Below are 19,464 nucleotides of genomic sequence, written 5' to 3' on the forward strand. Positions count from 1 at the left end.
CTAGGTTAATGAGAGATAAAGCGCCTTCCTTTTTTAACGGCATCTCTTTCCAGCTTGCCAAAATCGGCATCATTCTGGCTTTTGTCCTGAGCTTTATATTGAGTTCAGTACAGTTGTATCTTGATTTTCTGAATCAGGAAAAAGAACTCAAAACCCTTATCGACCGCGTTGTCCAAGTTGCTACTCCACCTGCTGTCCGTTCGGTGTCCACCTTGGATGATGAGCTGGCTTATGAAGTTGTAAACGGGTTGTTGCGCTACGGCTTTATTTATGAAGTCGTTATTTATGATGATACCGGCAACGTATTGGCACAGGGCAGTAGCACCCGCCCGGAAGTCAACACGCGGTGGTTGACTAATAAAATTACGGACAATATGCGCGAATACACCACCAATTTATTATTGCCAGGTTACAGCGACGGTACGTCCGGTAGTATCCGTTTTTCAGTGGATATGGATTTGGCATTAGAAGGATTTTACAACCGTTCAAAAACGGCATTGATGACGGGATTACTGCGCAATATGTTTTTGGTGTTGCTGCTTTTTGTGGTGTTCTATTACACGCTGACCAAACCATTGGTGCGTTTGTCCCGTGAAATTAATAACATCAATCCCGATCATCCGGGCGTTAATCGCCTCACGCATTTGCCGCCCCATCGCAAAGATGAATTGGCGCAGCTCATCGCCAGCTCCAATCAATTGTTGGATATTGTTGAACTGTCACTGGCCAAGCGTCGTGCAGTGGAATTGGCGCTGCGCAAAAGTGAAGAGCATTTACGCCAAATTATTGATCACCTGCCGGTCATGATCGGTGCGCGCAATATCGCTGGTTATTATTTGTTTGCCAACAAAGCACTGGCTAACGAGTTGGGTTATACACCTGACCAAATGCGCAATTTGCATGTGCGTCAATTGCTTAAAAATTCAGTGTTTGATATCGACACTATGCTCGCTAATGATTATCGCGTTATTCGCGGTAACGAAGAGCTTGATGTCATTGAAGAGCGATTTGTTAGTGCTACAGGTAAACAATTATTTTTGCAAACGCACATTATGCCGCTGGCTTTTTATGATGAAAAAGTGGCTCTGATTGTATCGGTTGATATTACCGAACGTAAAAACGCGCAGGCAAAAATGGAATTCATGGCGCATCACGATGCGCTTACCGGTTTGCCGAATCGCCTGCAATTAGTGGAGCGATTGGAGCACGAATTGCGCCGCGCAGAGCGCCATGGTTATTTCGGGGCAGTCTTGTTTATTGACCTTGACCAATTCAAAACCATCAACGATTCCCTGGGGCATCCCGTTGGCGATAAAGTATTAGAAGTAGTTTCCGAGCGCTTGCAGCAGTCTGTGCGAGAAGAGGATTTGGTGGCACGTTTAAGTGGCGATGAATTCGTTGTGGTGCTGACAGTACTCGACCAAAATATTGAAACAGCTGCTTTGCGCGCTGGCGAGATCAGTGAAAAAATCCGCACAATTATTTCCCAGCCTTACATATACGACAACATGGAGCTGCGCGTAACGTGTAGCGTGGGTGTTGTTGTGTATCCCGATAAAAATAATTCCGTGCATGAATTATTGCGCTATGCCGATACAGCGATGTATCAGGTTAAAGAAAAAGGTCGTGATTCGATTGAGTTTTTCAATGAAGAAATGGCCGATAAAGTCAGCCGTCAATTGACGATGGAAGGCGATCTGCACCGTGCGTTGGAAGAGTCGCAATTCGAATTATATTATCAACCCAAAATTCATATCCAAACCGGGCGAGTGGATGGTGCAGAAGCTTTATTGCGTTGGAACCATCCCACTAAAGGCATGATATCGCCCGTCGATTTTATTCCCGTGTTGGAAACCTCGGGCATGATTATCGATGTGGGCCAATGGGTGCTGGAGACGGCGTGCAAAACTTTGGTGAGATGGCAGCAAGCCGATTTGTGGCGGCCCGGAATGCGCATGAGCATCAACATCAGCCCTCGCCAGTTCCGACGCGCCGCGTTTGCGGATGATGTGCTCGCAACCTTAGCAAAATATCCTATTCCTGCCGATTCCCTGGACATGGAAATTACTGAAGGTATTGTTATTCAACGCGTTGATGATGCCATTCAAACCATGACAACATTGAGTGAAAAAGGTATTAGTTTTTCACTGGATGATTTTGGTACTGGCTATTCCTCTATCAGCTATCTCAAGCGTTTGCCTGTGACTACATTAAAAATCGATAAAGGATTTGTGCGCGATATTATCGACGACCGCAATGACCGCGTGTTAGTGGAAACTATTATTACCATGGGGCGCTTGTTGGATATGGAGCTGGTTGCTGAAGGTGTTGAAGAAGCAGAGCAGCTGGCGATTTTGAAATCCTATGGTTGTGATTATTATCAAGGTTACCTGTCTAGCCAAGCCGTTCCTTTGGAATCGTTTGAGGAAATTCTAACGTGCGACAAATAATTAAAATAAGTGGCCGAGCAAATAGGGGATGGCGGTTTCTACTCGCATGATCCGTTGGCCCAGGTGAACTGCCTCAAAACCAATTTTATTTAGCAATTCAATTTCATAGGCAATAAATCCCCCTTCAGGTCCTACAGCAAGGCTCAGTGAATAATCAATAGCGCGCGGGCATTCCGTATGGGTATAGGGGTGCGCAACCAACGCAGTCCTGCCTGCAATAATGTTCGGCAACTCATCTTCCACAAACGGTTTAAAGCGCTTGTGCAAATGCACCTTGGGCAATTGCGTATCGCATCCTTGTTCCAAACCTAAAATCAATTGCTCGTGAATTGCTTCTGGTTCCAGGAAGGGCGTTTGCCAATAACTTTTTTCTACGCGATACGAGTTAATCAAGTGAAGCTCTTTCACGCCTAGCGTCGATATGGTTTGGAATATACGGCGTAACATTTTTGGGCGTGGTAATCCCAATATTAATGTTAGGGGCAGTGGCGGTGGCGGTGCTTCCGTTATCTCTAACTCCAGCACTACTTCTGTCGCAGAGATACTGAGCAGTGTTCCTTTACCGATGAGTCCATTTAGCATTCCGACTTTATATGTCTCACCGGTTGCGGCACCGTGTATTTCACGGATATGGGAAAGCCGCCGTGCATCGCGAATGACTGCTTGGGTGGGTGACAGCAAATCTTCCTGTGTGAGTAGGATCAGGTTCATACGCAATAGCAGACGCAAATGACAACAAATATTTGGCAACCTGTGCCAGGAATATTTACTGTGGTGAGAGTGAAGTGAAAAATCTGGAGTTGAATGGCGTCCCCGGCGGGAATCGAACCCACATCATACGCTTAGGAGGCATACGTTCTATCCAATTAAACTACAGGGACACACCGCACATGTTGTGCGGCGCGGATTATATAGGGTTAGGCGAAAAACATTAAGCCTTGGCGACTGTGTAGGATGATGAGAATTGGGTTTTTGCGCCTTGCGCATTATAAAGTGATGGTGCGGTGCCTTTACCGCGCAAAAGCCCCAGCAAATGATTGACAGTTTGTTGGGTGCGCCCAACCAGCTTGCCATTAATGTCATTCATTTTTTGGCAATCTTCAAATTCACTGACGACCAGTTTCCAGTCATCGCGTAAGGGCAGTGTGGCGGCATTGCGCTGCAGAAATAGATCCCAACCATGGGCATTGGTCGGTAATCCAAGCGTATTCAATATTTGTTGGCGTTGCTTGGAATTGGTGTTCAGCTGATCAACGAGCACAATTTTTTGATCGACGATTTGTTGGAGCTCGTTCAATTTGCGTTGTTCCAGCAAGCTTCGTTCATCTACAAGCAATTGTTTGAGTTGTGAAACAGCAGCGGCATCCTGCGCGATCATCTGGCGCAGTGAATTGATATCGAGAGACATAGCAACCTCTTCATTTTGTGATGGTGCAAATTTGCGGGTGCAAATTAAATGACGCAAAACAGGCGAGGGCAGTTAAGAAAAGCGTAGGGGATCCGCTTTCTTTAAGTGCCTTTGCCGATACTCCAGGCGTGTTAGCCCAGCAGATCCTCTTGGTTGAGCATATTTTCTGCAATACGCTCAGGATTAATTTCAAAACGGCCTTCAGCAATGGCGCGTCTGATGTCGGCAACCTTATCCATATCAACGTCAGGTGAGCTGTTGATCCTGGCTTGCAGGCGGCCTAAATTCTGCGCCTCCTGGCTCAGTACGACCTGGTCGCTCGCGTTGGGCGAAGCAGGTGTTGGGCTGGGAGCTTGGGTTTTGGTTTCTGGCGCAGGAGCCGCAGGCTTGCTGCGAGCACCTTTGGTGCCGACAGAATCCAGATTGTTGTTGGTATTGAAGTTCATTTTGTTTCCCCTATTGCTATCAACTAGTTCAAAAACAAGTAGTGGTAGCGATTAACATCAATAATGTCGCGGTTGCTATACGTGACAGGCGAGAGTTTTTAGACTCTCTGGTCTGGTTATCGACCAAACCCTGCCTAACTTTAGCAATTATTCGCAATAATTTAATAAAACATTCACCTACAGCGTCCGCACGATCCCTTGACCGACGACAATGCCACTGATAATCCGCTCGGATGAGTTATTCCGCACCCTGATCTTTTGCCCCACACGGCCATCTGCCATGGCGGTACCAGCGCTACTGACTTTGATACTGCCCGCGAATGATTCCAGACTCACCAGCTCACCGCGCTTAACAACCGTTGGGGCATCCAGAAGTGCTGTTTTGAACGGTTCTCCCTGACTGATATTGCGCTTGGCTTCTTTGCCGATGATGTCTTCGGTTGTTACCAGAAATGCCTGCCTGATACTGCTGATATTAACGAGATGAGTACCTATGTGGCCTTGGTTAATCAATTCGCCGCGGGCGATGTTGCCTTGTGCCACAGGAATCTCACGGTAAATGTTCGCTTGTGCCGGTATATGAACAGACCATTTTTTGCCGCTTTCACATTCCGCCTTGACGCTGATGTTGCCGCCATTGCCGGTGCTGTCTTGAAGGGTAAAGACAGGAGCCGACTCACATCGGCTAAGGCGCAAACGTTTATCCAGATTACTTACACTGATGTCGATACGTTCATGAGGTGTGGTTGAGTAGGTTTTCGCAAGGAATTGGATAACGTCTTGTTTCAGTTGATGTTGCGGATAAACAGGTGCTGCAGCGAGATTAAGGGAATAGAAAGAGAAAATAGCCCATGCGGCAGCTGTACCGCGGCTCTGGCGCAGAATATTTCGTAATAAAGTTCGATAAAAACTTCTGTAAAAACTAGGAAGTTCCATATTTTGTCCTATCCTCAAGGGTAAGAACCGGGTGCCAGATTGAAAACAAAGAGTGACTAAAGTCTGACACTTTTTTGCCGCTAAGCTGCTTTACAGGTATCAGAGCAAATACTGTGCCGTAAATTTGTTGTCGTTCGGCTCATCGGGAACCGCAATACTGAGAATAAAAGAGGTAATTGCATGGCTGGGGTAATGGATAGCGTCAATCAGCGCACGCAGCTGGTTGGGCAAAACCGTCTTGAATTGTTGTTGTTCCGGTTAGGTGGGCAGCAGTTATACGGTATTAACGTATTTAAAGTGAAAGAGGTATTGCAGTGCCCGCAGCTTAATGCGATCCCGGGTCGCAGTTCGGTTGTACGTGGTGTTGCACACATCCGTGGCGGTACTTTACCGATCATGGATATGAACCTTGCGATTGGCCGACGCGAACTGCCGGATATTGAGAGCTGTTTTGTGATCATCACCGAATACAACCGCACCGCCCAAGGGTTTCTGGTGCGTTCGGTAGAGCGTATCGTCAATATGAACTGGGGCGATATTCACCCGCCACCCAAGGGCGCTGGTAAAGAGCACTACTTGACGGCTGTTACCCAGGTGGACGGTCAGTTAGTAGAAATTATTGACGTTGAGAAAATCCTTGCCGAAGTTGCTCCACCGCGTGAAGAGGTCAGCGCTGGGGTAATTGAAGATGGTATTGCAGACCGGGTTGTGCAGAAGCATGTCTTGATCATCGATGACTCCACTATCGCACGCAAACAAATTCAGCGTGTAGTAGAGAGCATGGGTATTAAAACAACACTTAAAAAGGATGGCTCCGAAGGCTTTAAGTATCTGCAAGATCTGTTGAATGAAGGCAAAGATCCCTATGCCGAATTGGTCATGATTATTTGTGACATCGAAATGCCGGAAATGGACGGTTATACCTTTACTGCAGAGGTGAGAAATCACCCTAAATTAAAGAATCTGCACATTATTCTGCATACATCACTCAGCGGTGTATTTAATGAGGCAATGGTGCGCAAAGTGGGGGCTGATGATTTTCTGGCAAAATTCCATCCAGATGAATTGGCCAAGCGTGTCAATGATCGCGTGCTGGCAATTACCGGTGAAAGCTTGTTACCGCCGGAAGAGGCGTGATTTTGTGTTGCTGCGATCCGGTAGTACGCAGCAACTGTTTTACATTGGGAATATATGATTAATAAAGAGTCTTCTCCTTTTGGCAAATCGCTGGGGCGTGACAATCTCGACCAGGCAGAGTTTGACCAATTTCGCCAGTTCCTTGAGGACGCTTGCGGTATTTCGCTCGGTGATAACAAGCAATATTTGGTAACCAACCGCATTCGCCGCATATTGGAAGAAAATAATATTGCTTCCTTTGGTGAGTTGGTGCGGGTCTTGAAGCAAGGTTTCAATCGCAAGTTAAAAGATCAGGTGATCGATTCAATGACCACCAATGAAACCTTCTGGTTTCGCGATAACTATCCTTACGATCATTTAAAAAATACGCTGCTTCCACAATTGATGGCGGGCAATAACCGCATGTTTGGTCCGGTGCGTATTTGGTCTGCAGCCTGTTCATCTGGTCAGGAGCCTTATTCGATCAGCATGATGGTAGAGGAATACAAGCGTCAGGCAATGGGTAATCTGGCGCGACCAGTGCAGATTGTGGCAACGGATTTATCCGCAACTGTTCTGGAACAGGCAAGGCGAGGGGAGTACGACAAATTGTCGGTAATGCGCGGTTTATCATCAGACCGCCTGGAGCGCTATTTCGACAATCCAAACCCTACAACCTGGCGTGTCAAAAGCGTTGTCAAAGAGCGGATCGATTTCCGTTCATTAAACCTGATGGACTCCTATGCCGGTTTGGGTAAGTTCGACATCGTATTTTGTCGCAATGTGCTGATCTATTTTAATGGCGATCTCAAACGCCAGATTCTGCAAAAAATCCACGCAGCGTTAAAGCCGCAAGGGATTTTATTTCTGGGATCATCAGAAGGTTTGGCAGGTGCTGCGGATTTGTTTGAAATGGTGCGCTGCGATCCGGGAATTCTTTATAAAGCGATTTGATTAAATTTTTCTCTCCTCGTTATCCAATGCCCGCTATAGCGGGCATTTTTGTTTTTGCCTCTGCCGTTTAAAAAGCGGAAATCCTTTGCCGCTTGGTGTTTGCCGCCCTCATGGGAAGGTGGTATCCCATCTTAAAAAATTCATTTAAATCAATTAGATACAATAAATATTGGTCTTTGGCACAGGGGTTGCTTTGTAGTTAGCAAACGCAGGCGTAAACCGTTTTGGTTGCCGTCTGAACTTACTGCAGGGGCAAGCTGATATGTCAATTTCATTTCAAAAAGCATTGGGTATCCACGAGACCGCACTGCACTTCCGCTCAGAGCGTGCCAGCGTACTTGCCAACAACCTCGCCAATATCGACACGCCAAACTACAAAGCAAAAGATCTGGATTTCAAGCAGGCGCTGAGCCAAAAAATGAATCCCGGTCCGGGGTTTGATCTGACCACCACTCAAAATCGCCATATCGATGCGAGCGGTTTTGAAACAGACGATGGTGATGTGCTGTATCGCACTCCACAGCAACCATCGATTGATGGCAACACGGTTGAAGACCAAATTGAACACGCGGAATACATGAAAAACGCGTTGGCTTTTCAGGCGAGTTTTCAATTTTTAAATAGCAAGTTCACCGGATTGCGTACAGCCATTCGCGGTGATTAAAGCAGATAAACAAAGTAGTTAATGCGTTTATTAAACGAATTTTGTAGGTATTGAATCATGGCACTTGGAACTATTTTTGATATCGCGGGCACTGGTATGAATGCGCAAAGTTTGCGCTTGAATACAACCGCCAGCAACCTGGCTAATGCGCAATCGGCCAGCTCCAGTGTGAATGAAGTGTATCGCAGCCGTCAGCCGGTATTTGCCGCAATACATCAAGATGCTATGCGTGCCGCGGTTACCGAAGGTACTTATAGCGATAACGAAGTGGATGCAGCTGCCGGTGTGCAAGTGCTGGGTATTGTTGAAAGCGATGCGCCTTTACAACGCCGCTATGAACCCACGCATCCAAAGGCCGATGAAGAAGGCTACGTCTATTATCCCAATGTAAATCCTGTAGAAGAAATGGCCAACATGATTGCAGCATCGCGCTCATTCCAAATGAACGTGGAAGTGATGAATTCTGCGAAGCAAATGGTTCAACGTGTTTTAACTCTGGGTCAATAAAAGGAGCTGAATCATGAGCGTATCCGGTACTTCATCAGCCAATAGTGTTACTGACAACTTAAGTATCACTAAAAAAACAGAAACGAAAAAAAATACCAATGAGTTAGGTCAGGCTGCGTTTCTGGAATTAATGATTACGCAAATGAACAACCAAAACCCATTGAGCCCGCAAGACAACAGTGAATTTGTTGCACAGTTGGCGCAATTCAGTTCGGTTGAAGGACTGGAGCGTTTAAACAATAGCTTCAATAGTTTTATGTCGAACAACGCACTGCAAGCGTCGTCATTGGTTGGGCGCAGCGTAACTGTTGAATCGGAAAAAAGTACCTTGGTTAAAGGCGGTATTGTGGCGGGTAGTGCTGATTTGGCGTACTCCACAAATAATTTGAAAATCAATATTTACGACGAAAAGGGTGCGCTAGTACAAGCCATTCCTGTTGGTGAAGTACCCAAAGGTGAAATGGTCTTCCGTTGGGATGGACAAAATATGGAAATCAATGGCGATTTGCTGGATTGGGAAGCAGGTGATGATGCCGCCGCTGCAGGTGAATATCGCTTTGAGGTTACCGCTGATCAAGATGGCAAGAATGAAGCGCTGAAAACATCGCTTAGCGCCAATGTGAATAGTGTGACGATTGGTGAAAACGGCAAATTGATTTTAAACCTCGCAGGTATAGGCGCGGTTGAAGCAGACAAAGTAAAACAATTTAATTAATGGTTAGATAAAAAATCCTGAACGTTAAACGTTATGGCTGAGGTGTAATATGTCTTTCAATACAGCGTTAAGCGGAATTCGTGCAGCTAATACTGATCTGCAAGTGACCGGTAATAATATCGCCAACGCCAGTACCGTTGGTTTTAAATCGTCACGCGCTGAATTTGGCGATGTATATACGAGCACTTTATTGGGTGGTGGTTCAAATACTGCGGGTAGTGGTGTGAATATCCAAAATATTCGCCAACAATTTACGCAAGGTAATTTGAAATTTACCCAAAATGAATTGGACTTGTCGGTTAATGGTGAAGGATTTTTTGTCGTTGAAAAAAACGGTGAGCGTTTGTATACCCGTGCAGGCACATTCGGGTTGGATAAAAATGGTTACATCGTGAATGGAACCGGCGCGTTATTGCAAGGTTTTGCTGCAGATCCCGATGGCAATGTGAGTGGAATATTAAGTGACTTGCGTGTCGATGTAAGTTCGCAAGACCCACGCCAGACTACGGGTGTATTTGCCTCTTACAATTTGGATTCCAATGAATTGGTATTGGAGACAACAGGACAACGATTTTCTACTAATGGAACTGGAATTGGTAATGCATCACTCGGTTTGAAACAGCCTTTAACATCAACCATCGATATTGCTACTGCTGTTGCTACACCGGTTTCCCCTATAGTAATCCAATCTCCAACTGCAGGCCCACCAGCTATTGCTGCTACTGTGTTGCAGCTATCTCGTACTGCTCCGGGAGGAAGTGCTCAGACTCTGAATATTACAATTTCCCCCGGTTCATATAACAATCTGACTGCTGTTGCAAATGAAATCAACAATCAGAATTTCAGCAGCCCGGTTCCTCTTAATGTTCAAGCATTTGTTGATACTGATGGGCGTTTGAAAATTCGGGATTTATCTGCAGGTGTTGCTTCTCAGTTGAATATTACAGCTGTCGATCCTGATGGTGCTGGCCCTCTTGTAGTCCCTACTAATGGACTCACTACTGCTGTATCGGCAATCACACCTGCGAATATTACTGAGGGTGAGGCTGCGGCTAACAATAAGTACGCATCACATACTTTGGTAATTCAAGGTCCAGGAACTTCTGCGCCAGTCACTTACATTAGTAAATATGGTGCAGGTGCAGATGTAACCGCATCGGAGTTAAACTCGCTTGCTGGAATTAGCGCAACGGCACGTACAACAGCAACAATTTTAAGAGAAATACCTGCCGTTCCGGCAGTTCCTGGGCCAGCTGCTCCGGCAATTCCGTTTACAAATAGTACAGGTACTTTCACATTAAATGGAGTTGTTCTGTCATCTGATACATCTGCAACAATGGATGATCTTGCGAAAGAAATTAATAGTCTCAGCAAATCTACTCTATTTGGAATTACTGCGAGCGTTAACGAAACAACTGGCGATCTTGAAGTGGTTTCTGCAACCGGGCGTGATTTGGACTTCTCATTTGGAACTACAGGAGATGCAGTTGCGATTGTTGGTAGCCAAGGTGAGTTACAACAATTAGATACAAATGCGGATCCAGCGCTTGTCAATAGTGCGATTAAAGTGGGGGGAGTGATTACAGTAACAATGCAGGAAGGATATTCGATTACCAACAGCACACTCACTACTCCTATTGTTGCTGGTTCAGGCGTTATGTTTGGCGCAATTGGTGATCCGACTTTCTTTACTCCTGTGCCGATTAACGCATTTGATCCCAACGATCAAAAAACATTTAACCACGCAACGACTACACCTGTGTATGACAGCCTGGGAAATGTTCATTCAATGCGTCAATATTTTGTGAAGCAAGCTTACGATCCAGCTGATCCAACAACGTCGCCTAACCATTGGAAAATGTATGTGCAAATTGATGGTCAAAACGTAGGTGATCCCGATCCAACTTTGCCATCACCAGACAATATCGCGCCGACTATGGCGTCGTTTGATGTGCACTTCACACCTGAAGGTACTATCAATGCGTCCATGACAGATGCGATCCTTATTTCTAACTGGACTCCACTTGGCGAAGATGGACAACCCGTTGGTGCACTGGGGCCGTTGAATGTATTGCAGGGCGGGACTATACCCGTAGCTGAGCCACCAGCCAGTTCTAATTTTTTGATTGATCTTGAAGGCAGCACCCAATTTGGTAGCGTGTTTTCAGTAGAAGAGTTGGATCAAAATGGTTACGCCACTGGCCGTTTGGCAGGTTTGGATGTGAGCAATACCGGTATTGTGTTTGCCCGTTTCACTAACGGTGAAGCACAAGTATTAGGGCAGGTGGCCCTGGCTAACTTTGCCAGTGTGGATGGTTTGAAACCAACAGGCGATACCATGTGGGCACAGACATTTGAATCGGGTGAGGCGATTGTGGGCGCTCCCGGCTCATCCCAACTGGGGAATGTGGTGGCTGGTGCGGTGGAAGAATCGAACGTGGATCTGTCGGAGCAATTGGTTAACCTGATTATTGCCCAACGCAACTACCAGGCAAACGCCAAAACCATTGAAACCGCGAACGCCACCACCCAAACCATTATCAACTTACGATAATAAAATCACCTGATTACACAGCGGCAAAGGGCGGAAGCTCTTTGCCGCTTTCTATTGGGGTTTCATTTGCTTTGCTAACCCTATCAAAATAAAGTCTTTGTAATTCAGTTGCTTAAGTGTTATCCAAACATTGGCACTGCTCTTGCAAAATCTCCAGTAATGGCAAATCCGCCAAAAAACTAGCGGCATTTTTATTCCTTATAAAGCTGCTAGCACTGGAGATACTATCGTGGATAAAGCACTTTTTATCGCAATGACCGGTGCCAAGCACAACATGCTGGCGCAGGCCAATCGCGCCAATAATCTGGCTAATTTAAGCACCACCGGATTTCGTGCTGACTTTGAACAGTCGCGCAGCATGGGTGTGTATTACGGCGATGGTCAGCCAACCCGCGCTTACGCCATGACGGAATCCCCCCGCGCTGATTTCACGCCTGGCTCAATGATTGCCACCAACAACCCGCTCGACGTTGCGATACAGGGCAATGGTTTTATCGCCGTGCAATCACCCGATGGCACAGAGGCTTATACCCGTGCCGGCAACATGGCTGTGGATGCAACCGGCATGTTGCGCACTGCCAATGGTCTGCCGGTATTAGGCGCTGGCGGGCCAATCAATATTCCCGAAAATGAAAAAGTCCAGATTGGTGCCGACGGCATTATTTCCATTATCGGCCAAGGGCAAGGGCCTGAGGCGATGGTACAAGTCGGGCAAATCAAATTAGTGAATCCCGATATTCAAAATATTGAAAAAGGTGATGACGGTTTATTTCGTCAGCGCGATGGTGAAATTGCATTACCTGCAGTGGAAGTGACCTTGCGCAGCGGCATGCTGGAAAGCAGTAACGTCAATGCGATCGAAGAATTTACGCAAATTCTTAGTCTCGCACGCCAATATGAAATGCAAGTCAAGGTGATGAAATCGGCGGAAGAAAATTCCGCTGCGTCTGCCCAGTTATTGCAAATGTCGTAATTTTTAATGCGTTGTTTATTTAACGCATTTAACCAGAGGAATAGATCATGCACGCCGCACTCTATGTCAGCAAAACCGGTTTGTCCGCACAAGATCGCCAGCTCACTACTATTTCCAACAACCTGGCAAACACCAGCACTATTGGTTTTAAACGTGACCGCGCAATTTTTGAAGATTTGCTGTATCAAAACCAACGCCAACCTGGCGCGCAGCAAACGCAAGAAACGGAATTGCCTTCAGGTTTGCAATTGGGTGCCGGTGTGCGTGTAGTGGCAACACAAAAAGAATTTACCCAGGGCAATTTGCAAGTAACAGAGCAGTCGCTTGATGTCGCAATTGATGGCCACGGTTTTTTACAAGTACTGCAACCCGACGGCACTATCGCTTACACACGCAATGGCCAATTGCAAATCAATGGTGAAGGCCAACTTGTGAATGCAGATGGTTATTTACTGGAGCCTGCGATTATTGTTCCCGAAGGTGCCAACAAAATTACCATTGGCGCAAACGGTACCGTTAATGCGTACACACCAGGCCAGGTTGATCCACAACAGCTAGGCGATATCACTCTGGTTGATTTTATAAACCATTCCGGTTTGCAGCCCATTGGCGGCAACTTGTTTGTGGAAACCGTTGCCAGTGGAAACCCGATTCAGGGAACGCCCGGTGAAAATGGTTTGGGCGTAATAAAGCAAGGTATGTTGGAAAACTCCAACGTGGATATTGTTGAGGAGATGGTCAACATGATCACCACCCAGCGCGCTTACGAGATGAACTCCAAAGTCGTTTCCACTGCAGACCAAATGCTGCAATACATCACCCAAAATCTTTAAGTGAGTGATTCAATCATGCGCACTTTTTATATTGGTAAGCATCGTTTATTGGGATTGTTTGTATTGAAGTCGCTTGCATTAGCGATAGTCGCAATATCTCTCAGCGGTTGCTTTACCAACAAAAAGCCAATGGCAGATGATCCTGCCTATGCACCCACAGTGGCAGCCAATATGCCAGTTCCGCAGCGTACAGAAGGCTCTTTATATCAAGACACTTACGGTTTGAATTTATTCAATGACCGCAAAGCGCATTTTGTGGGCGATGTTATTACTGTGACCTTAAGTGAGCGTACTGTATCACGTAAATCATCGGGTGTTACTACCAGTAAAAATAGCGGTGTTGATTTTAATGCGGGTCCTTTGTTAGGTGCTAATCCCACAATCAAGGGGCGGGAGTTAACAACAACACTTGAGCAAGAAAGAACATTTGATGGCAGTGCCGATGCAGATCAAAGCAATAGTTTGCAAGGCAATATCACAGTGACTGTCGCTGAAATTTTGCCAAACGGTAATTTGATTGTGCGTGGTGAAAAATGGATCACATTAAATCGTGGCGATGAATTTATTCGCATCAGCGGAATTGTACGGCCCGATGACATCGCACCTGATAACACCATTGTGTCTACCCGTTTGGCGAATGCAAAAATTTCTTACAGCGGTTCAGGCGAATTGGCTAGCACACAGCAAATGGGCTGGTTATCGCGTTTCTTTAATAGCGATCTGTGGCCTTTATAAATAAGCCCGCTGTAACTTTTCTATAGAGGTATTTTTATGCGTAGTGTTTATTGTTTAGTACTTGGCATCGCATTGGTTTTCAGTAGTGCAGCCCAAGCGGAACGCATTAAAGATATCGCCAGCGTTGCCGGTGTGCGTGCCAACCAATTGGTGGGTTATGGTTTAGTTGTCGGATTGGATGGAACCGGTGACCAAACAACGCAATCGCCTTTTACGGTTCAGTCGTTCAACAGCATGCTCAAGCAATTTGGTATCACCGTACCGGAAGGTGCGCGTATGCAAATGAAAAACGTCGCGGCGGTGATGATTCAGGCAGAACTGCCTGCGTTTGCAAAACCAGGGCAAACCCTTGATGTCACCGTCTCGTCTATTAGTAATGCAAAAAGTTTGCGCGGTGGCAGTTTATTAGTGACTCCCCTAAAAGGCCTTGATGGAAAAGTCTATGCCGTAGCTCAGGGTAATTTAGTGGTGGGTGGGCTGAGTGCATCGGGTAATGATGGTTCAAAAATTACCGTGAATATTCCTAGTGCGGGCCGTATTCCCAGCGGTGCCATTGTGGAGCGCATGGTGGAAACCAATTTCGCCGCAGGTCAGCCTATTATTTTTAATCTGCATCGCGCGGATTTCACCACTGCCAATGCTTTGGCAAAAAGTATTAACGCCATGTTAGGGCCTGATGTGGCGCGCCCAATGGATGCTGTTTCTATTGTTGTGAATTCACCTGCGAATCCTGCGCAGCGCGTTGATTTTATTTCGATACTGGAAAATATTGAAGTTACACCAGGTGAGGAGGTTGCCAAAGTCATCATCAATTCCCGTACGGGCACTATCGTCGTTGGAAAAAATGTGCGTGTTTCACCGGTTGCAGTAACTCACGGTAGCTTGACAGTATCGGTAGCAGAAAGTTTAACCGTGAGCCAACCCAATGCCTTGGCCGGTGGGCAAACTGTTGTTGTGCCCAGCAGCAATGTGCAAGCCAATGAAGAAAATAATCCCATGTTTAAATTTGCACCCGGTGCCAACCTGGATGACATAGTGCGTTCGGTTAACAACGTAGGTGCGTCACCCAGTGATTTAATGGCCATTTTGGAAGCACTTAAACAATCCGGTGCGCTAAAAGCAGAACTAGTGGTGATCTAAATGTTACCTATCGACAGCAGTACAGGCATATCGCAAATTAAGGATTCCTATTTGGATCCTAATTCGCTGAATTCTGTTAAAGCAATGGGGCGCGATAAAGACCCGCAAGCATTAAAAGAAGTAGCGAAAAAATTTGAAGCGATGTTTGTGCAGCAAATGTTGAAAACCATGCGTGAAGCCAATGAGGCTTTTAGCGAAGGTAATTATTTTGATAGCCAAACCACACGCTTCCATCGTGATATGCTCGATCAGCAAATGGTGCTCAATTTAACCAGCGGTGCGGGTATTGGTTTGGCGGATCACTTTTATCAGCAAATGCTGAAAAATTATGGCGGCAATATGAAAGCGCCAGAGAATTCATCAAATACTCATGAGCTTGGCGATCTGTCCGATATTGTTACGCATCAGTCACTGCCACAAGGTGATTCTGCACGTGTAGATGCAAAAAATACAGAAGGTGATGTTGGTGATTCTATTGATGTATTAGGTGATTGGATCAACGATTTTATGCGCATGAGCGATAACTCGAATGTGCAATCTGTGTTGAGCGGCGAAACGGATAAGGATGCTGAAAATCCGGTTATTGTTGCACCGTTCATCAATTATGCAGCAATGCCCGCCTATTTGAACAAAGCCAAGTCTGCTGAAATTCGCGTAGGGCAGAAAGGTAGTATTAGTGATACCCAGGAAAATTTTGTCATGCTGCTAAAGCCTCATGCTGAAAAGGCAGCGGCAGAACTGAATGTTAATCCGGATGTATTGATTGCCCAGGTTGCATTGGAAACCGGCTGGGGAAAACACGTTATTCATGATAACCAAGGCAACAACAGTTTTAACCTGTTCAATATTAAAGCGAATACTCAATGGCAAGGCGATAAGGTGAATGTTTCTACACTTGAATATCGCAATGGTATAGCGGCAAATGAAAAAGCGGATTTCCGTAAATATACCGATTATGCCGAAAGCTTTTCAGATTACGTGAGATTGATGAAAAATAATCCGCGTTACGACGATGTATTGGCCGCAGGAACCGATTCAAAAAAATATGCGGAAGCACTACAAGCAGCAGGTTATGCAACAGACCCGGAATACGCCAAAAAAATTAAACGTTTGTTGAATAGCGATGCGATTAAATCAGTGGGGGATATCACAGGCACTGTGCTTTCCTCTCTCAATATGGCAGCGAAAGCTGGCCGCACATTTGTGGAGTAAGTCATGAGCGGTATTCTCTCTAACGCCGTATCCGGCTTGCAGGCCAGCCAAAATGCACTGCGTACTGCAGGGCATAATATTTCCAACGCCAACACTGCTGGCTATTCCCGTCAGGAAGTAAATTACGTTACTCGCCCTGAACAAAATGCGGGTGGTGCCGGATTTATTGGTTCCGGTGTTACCACGGCTTCTATTGAGCGTGTGGTCAACGAATTTGTGACTGCCCAGTTGCGTTTGGATACCTCTACATTTAATCAGTTAAATAAATTCAACGCCAATATTGGCAAAATGGATAAGTTGCTTGCAGACACCAGCACCGGCTTGTCCGGTGCATTGCAATCCTTTTTTTCTGCAATGCAAAATGGTGCGAATGATCCTGCCTCTACTCCTGGTCGTCAGTTAATTGTGACGGAAGCGGAAAGCATGAGCATCCGCTTCAATAATCTCAATCAGCGCTTTACTGATATCGAAAAAAGTGTAAATGGTGAAATCCGCACGGTGACCGAGCAAATTAATTCGCTAGCACAATCGGTTGCATCACTTAACCAATCGATTGGTGAGTTGCGTGCATCCGGCAGTGGCAATGCCCCGAATGATTTGCTGGATAAACGCGATGAAGCCTTGCGAAAATTATCTGAACTGGTATCGATTCAAGTCGTTAATCAAGCTGATGGCGATGTCAATGTATTTATTGGCAATGGCCAGCCTTTGGTTATTGGTATTAAATCCAGCACGTTTAGCGTAACGAATGATGGAAAGATCCAGTTAACGGGCAACAATTCCAATGTTGACGTTACCTCTCAAATTACTGGTGGACAACTGGGTGGTTTGGTAGGGTTCCGTGAGAGCGTGCTGTCACCTTCGCTGAACGAGTTGGGGCGCATTGCATTGACAATGGCGGATCAGTTCAACACTTTGCAGCAAGAAGGTATTGATCTGGATGGTGATTACGGCCAGCGTATGTTTGGTGATATCAATGATCCGGTACTGGCTGCGAACCGTGTCGCACACGGTAATAATGCATTGCCTTTTGATCGGATTATTTCGGTCACTATTGATGACACTAATCAATTAAGCACCAGTGACTATTTGTTTGAAATTGTTCCTGGCTCCAGTAATTATTTGGTTACCCGGTTATCCGATAAAACCGTGGTGGAGCAGGGTACTTTGTCTGGCGCTTACCCCACCAGCATTTCATTCGATGGCGTGAGCGTTAATTTAACCAGCGGCTCTTTTCAGGGAGGCGACAAATTCACAATCCAGCCAACTAAAAATGGTTCGCGCGATATTCGTGCTGAAATAAAACGTCCGGAAGATTTGGCATTCGCATCGCCTGTGCGTACAGCAAGCAATACCAGTAATGCTGGCAGTGGCCTTATCAGTGCTGGTGAAGTATTAAGTTTGGTCGATGCTAACGGCAATCGTTTGCCTGCGTTTTCAAAACCGGGTGAATTATCTCCACCCATTTTGATTCGCTTTACATCTGAAACAACCTATGAAGTTCTGGACAATAGTGATCCGACCAATCCCAAACATTTAGTGCCTGCACTGCGTGAACAGATTTTTATTCCCGGTAGTAGCAATAATATTTTTACCGGCGACATTGGTGAGCATATTGTTGTAGGAAATGGCAGCCGGCTGGGGTTGCCGGAAGGTCGCTCACCGCAGGTGGTATCGGCACTAAGTGATCCACTTGCCAAAAACGGTTATTTGGCAGAGCAGCTGCATTTCACCATTAAAGATCCTGTTACCGGTTCAGTCAGTACGAAAATGCTCACGACAGTTCCCGGTGCAACGGCAATGGAAACCGCTGCACAGATCAGTTCTGTACAAGGTGTGTCGGCACGTGCATTTACTACGGCAACCTTAACGGATTTGAATCTGGCAACGGCCGATCTTGCGCCGCCCACACAACTGTATGTGAATGGACAAGCGCTTATTCAATATGATCCCAGCAACACGGCTTTTCATGCCGATGTGCCTGATATTGCTGTTGATGGTGAGGTTGCTTTTAATAATTACCTCGCACAGCAAATTAACAACAATCCCAATTTAACCAGTTTGGGAATTCGTGCGCAAAGTAGTACTAATCCGATTACCGGTGCACCGGAATTAAAATTGGTTGCGTCATCCGGTGTGGATTTGGATATCCGTTTGAAATCCTCATCCAATAGTAGTGTTGATGTGAATGACAGTAATGGAAATCCTAATGTTCGTTTAGTGGGGGCCGATACCGGGGCAGGTGAATTGCAAGGTATCGTAGTGGGTGGAAGAATTGATATTACGATGGCAGATGGCATTAGCCTCGGAACAGTTCCCACCGACAGCCCATTATTTGGCGATAGCGCACGCGATACTTTTGCAGGCTCTTCTTTTGTTGGCTATCAAGTTGCGATCAGCGGACAACCTAAAGCGGGCGATACATTCACAGTTGGTTTTAATACCAACGGAACGAATGACAACCGCAATGCATTGGCGATGGTTGCGCTTGAATCGCAAGGTATGATGCAAAACGGGACTCTGACACTTGAAGATGGTTATGGCAAGTTAGTTGAAGAAGTCGGTACCAAAAGCAGTCTTTCAAAAATCAATACTGAAGCAAGTAAAAGCTTGTTGGAACAAACCCAAACCATGCGCGACAGTATTTCCGGCGTTAACCTGGATGAAGAAGCGGCAGACTTAATTAAGTTCCAGCAGCTTTATCAAGCGAATGCCCAAGTGATTTCTGTTGTGCGTGAATTGTTTGATACTCTTCTTAGTTCACTTTAATCTTCTGTATCACATTAATTCCTTCATCTCTCCTTGTTCCTCTTTAAAGGCT

Annotated in this window: 17 protein-coding genes and 1 tRNA gene; 13 read left to right on the forward strand and 5 right to left on the reverse strand. The window is 46.0% G+C overall.

Going from position 1 to position 19,464, the window contains the following annotated elements; all coding sequences use genetic code 11:
* Positions 1-8: 8 nt before the first annotated feature.
* On the forward strand, positions 9-2,450 hold the full coding sequence (locus tag B2739_RS15275; RefSeq protein WP_331346715.1) for a putative bifunctional diguanylate cyclase/phosphodiesterase: 2,442 nt from the start codon (positions 9-11) through the stop codon (positions 2,448-2,450).
* Here the strand turns inward: B2739_RS15275 and B2739_RS15280 are convergent, their stop codons facing one another.
* The 5 genes from B2739_RS15280 to flgA all read right to left on the reverse strand — a co-directional run bounded on the left by B2739_RS15280 (position 2,451) and on the right by flgA (position 5,240).
* Positions 2,451-3,161, reverse strand: a complete 711-nt coding sequence (locus B2739_RS15280) for a 16S rRNA (uracil(1498)-N(3))-methyltransferase (RefSeq protein WP_331346716.1) — start codon at positions 3,159-3,161, stop codon at positions 2,451-2,453.
* 94 nt (positions 3,162-3,255) lie between these two features.
* Positions 3,256-3,331, reverse strand: a tRNA-Arg gene (locus tag B2739_RS15285).
* 50 nt (positions 3,332-3,381) lie between these two features.
* Positions 3,382-3,858, reverse strand: a complete 477-nt coding sequence (locus B2739_RS15290) for a flagellar protein FlgN (protein WP_331346717.1) — start codon at positions 3,856-3,858, stop codon at positions 3,382-3,384.
* A gap of 131 nt (positions 3,859-3,989) precedes the next feature.
* The gene (gene flgM / locus B2739_RS15295) at positions 3,990-4,304 is read right to left on the reverse strand and encodes a flagellar biosynthesis anti-sigma factor FlgM (protein ID WP_331346718.1); all 315 of its coding nucleotides are present in this window, start codon (positions 4,302-4,304) and stop codon (positions 3,990-3,992) included.
* A 177-nt stretch (positions 4,305-4,481) separates the two neighbouring features.
* The gene (gene flgA / locus B2739_RS15300) at positions 4,482-5,240 is read right to left on the reverse strand and encodes a flagellar basal body P-ring formation chaperone FlgA (RefSeq protein ID WP_331346719.1); all 759 of its coding nucleotides are present in this window, start codon (positions 5,238-5,240) and stop codon (positions 4,482-4,484) included.
* Positions 5,241-5,420: 180 nt separating this feature from the next.
* On the opposite strand from flgA, the gene B2739_RS15305 reads away from it, so the two are divergent.
* The 12 genes from B2739_RS15305 to flgK all read left to right on the forward strand — a co-directional run bounded on the left by B2739_RS15305 (position 5,421) and on the right by flgK (position 19,412).
* Entirely contained in the window at positions 5,421-6,377 is a 957-nt protein-coding gene (locus B2739_RS15305; protein ID WP_331346720.1) for a chemotaxis protein CheV, read from the forward strand.
* A 54-nt stretch (positions 6,378-6,431) separates the two neighbouring features.
* Positions 6,432-7,310: a protein-glutamate O-methyltransferase CheR gene (locus B2739_RS15310; RefSeq protein ID WP_331346721.1), complete on the forward strand. Its 879-nt coding sequence runs from the start codon at positions 6,432-6,434 to the stop codon at positions 7,308-7,310.
* Between the two features lie 262 nt (positions 7,311-7,572).
* Positions 7,573-7,974, forward strand: a complete 402-nt coding sequence (flgB, locus tag B2739_RS15315; protein WP_331346722.1) for a flagellar basal body rod protein FlgB — start codon at positions 7,573-7,575, stop codon at positions 7,972-7,974.
* A 57-nt stretch (positions 7,975-8,031) separates the two neighbouring features.
* The gene (flgC, locus tag B2739_RS15320) at positions 8,032-8,481 is read left to right on the forward strand and encodes a flagellar basal body rod protein FlgC (protein WP_049629660.1); all 450 of its coding nucleotides are present in this window, start codon (positions 8,032-8,034) and stop codon (positions 8,479-8,481) included.
* Positions 8,482-8,494: 13 nt separating this feature from the next.
* Positions 8,495-9,196, forward strand: a complete 702-nt coding sequence (locus B2739_RS15325; protein WP_331346723.1) for a flagellar hook assembly protein FlgD — start codon at positions 8,495-8,497, stop codon at positions 9,194-9,196.
* Positions 9,197-9,245: 49 nt separating this feature from the next.
* Complete coding sequence (locus B2739_RS15330; protein ID WP_331346724.1) at positions 9,246-11,750, forward strand: flagellar hook-basal body complex protein; 2,505 nt, start codon at positions 9,246-9,248, stop codon at positions 11,748-11,750.
* A 229-nt stretch (positions 11,751-11,979) separates the two neighbouring features.
* The gene (gene flgF, locus B2739_RS15335) at positions 11,980-12,723 is read left to right on the forward strand and encodes a flagellar basal-body rod protein FlgF (RefSeq protein ID WP_049629663.1); all 744 of its coding nucleotides are present in this window, start codon (positions 11,980-11,982) and stop codon (positions 12,721-12,723) included.
* Positions 12,724-12,770: 47 nt separating this feature from the next.
* The gene (flgG, locus tag B2739_RS15340) at positions 12,771-13,556 is read left to right on the forward strand and encodes a flagellar basal-body rod protein FlgG (protein WP_049629664.1); all 786 of its coding nucleotides are present in this window, start codon (positions 12,771-12,773) and stop codon (positions 13,554-13,556) included.
* A gap of 15 nt (positions 13,557-13,571) precedes the next feature.
* On the forward strand, positions 13,572-14,291 hold the full coding sequence (gene flgH / locus B2739_RS15345) for a flagellar basal body L-ring protein FlgH (RefSeq protein ID WP_331346725.1): 720 nt from the start codon (positions 13,572-13,574) through the stop codon (positions 14,289-14,291).
* A gap of 36 nt (positions 14,292-14,327) precedes the next feature.
* Positions 14,328-15,431 carry a flagellar basal body P-ring protein FlgI gene (locus B2739_RS15350; RefSeq protein ID WP_331346726.1) on the forward strand — a complete coding sequence of 368 codons (1,104 nt, stop codon included), beginning with the start codon at positions 14,328-14,330 and terminating at the stop codon, positions 15,429-15,431.
* Positions 15,432-16,643 carry a flagellar assembly peptidoglycan hydrolase FlgJ gene (gene flgJ / locus B2739_RS15355; protein WP_331346727.1) on the forward strand — a complete coding sequence of 404 codons (1,212 nt, stop codon included), beginning with the start codon at positions 15,432-15,434 and terminating at the stop codon, positions 16,641-16,643.
* A 3-nt stretch (positions 16,644-16,646) separates the two neighbouring features.
* Positions 16,647-19,412 (forward strand): flagellar hook-associated protein FlgK, encoded by a 2,766-nt coding sequence (gene flgK, locus B2739_RS15360; protein ID WP_331346728.1) that lies wholly within the window; start codon positions 16,647-16,649, stop codon positions 19,410-19,412.
* Positions 19,413-19,464 lie beyond the last annotated feature (52 nt).

Origin of the sequence: Cellvibrio sp. UBA7661, from assembly GCA_002483365.1 — a bacterium.
In the GTDB taxonomy this organism is placed as follows: Bacteria; Pseudomonadota; Gammaproteobacteria; order Pseudomonadales; family Cellvibrionaceae; genus Cellvibrio.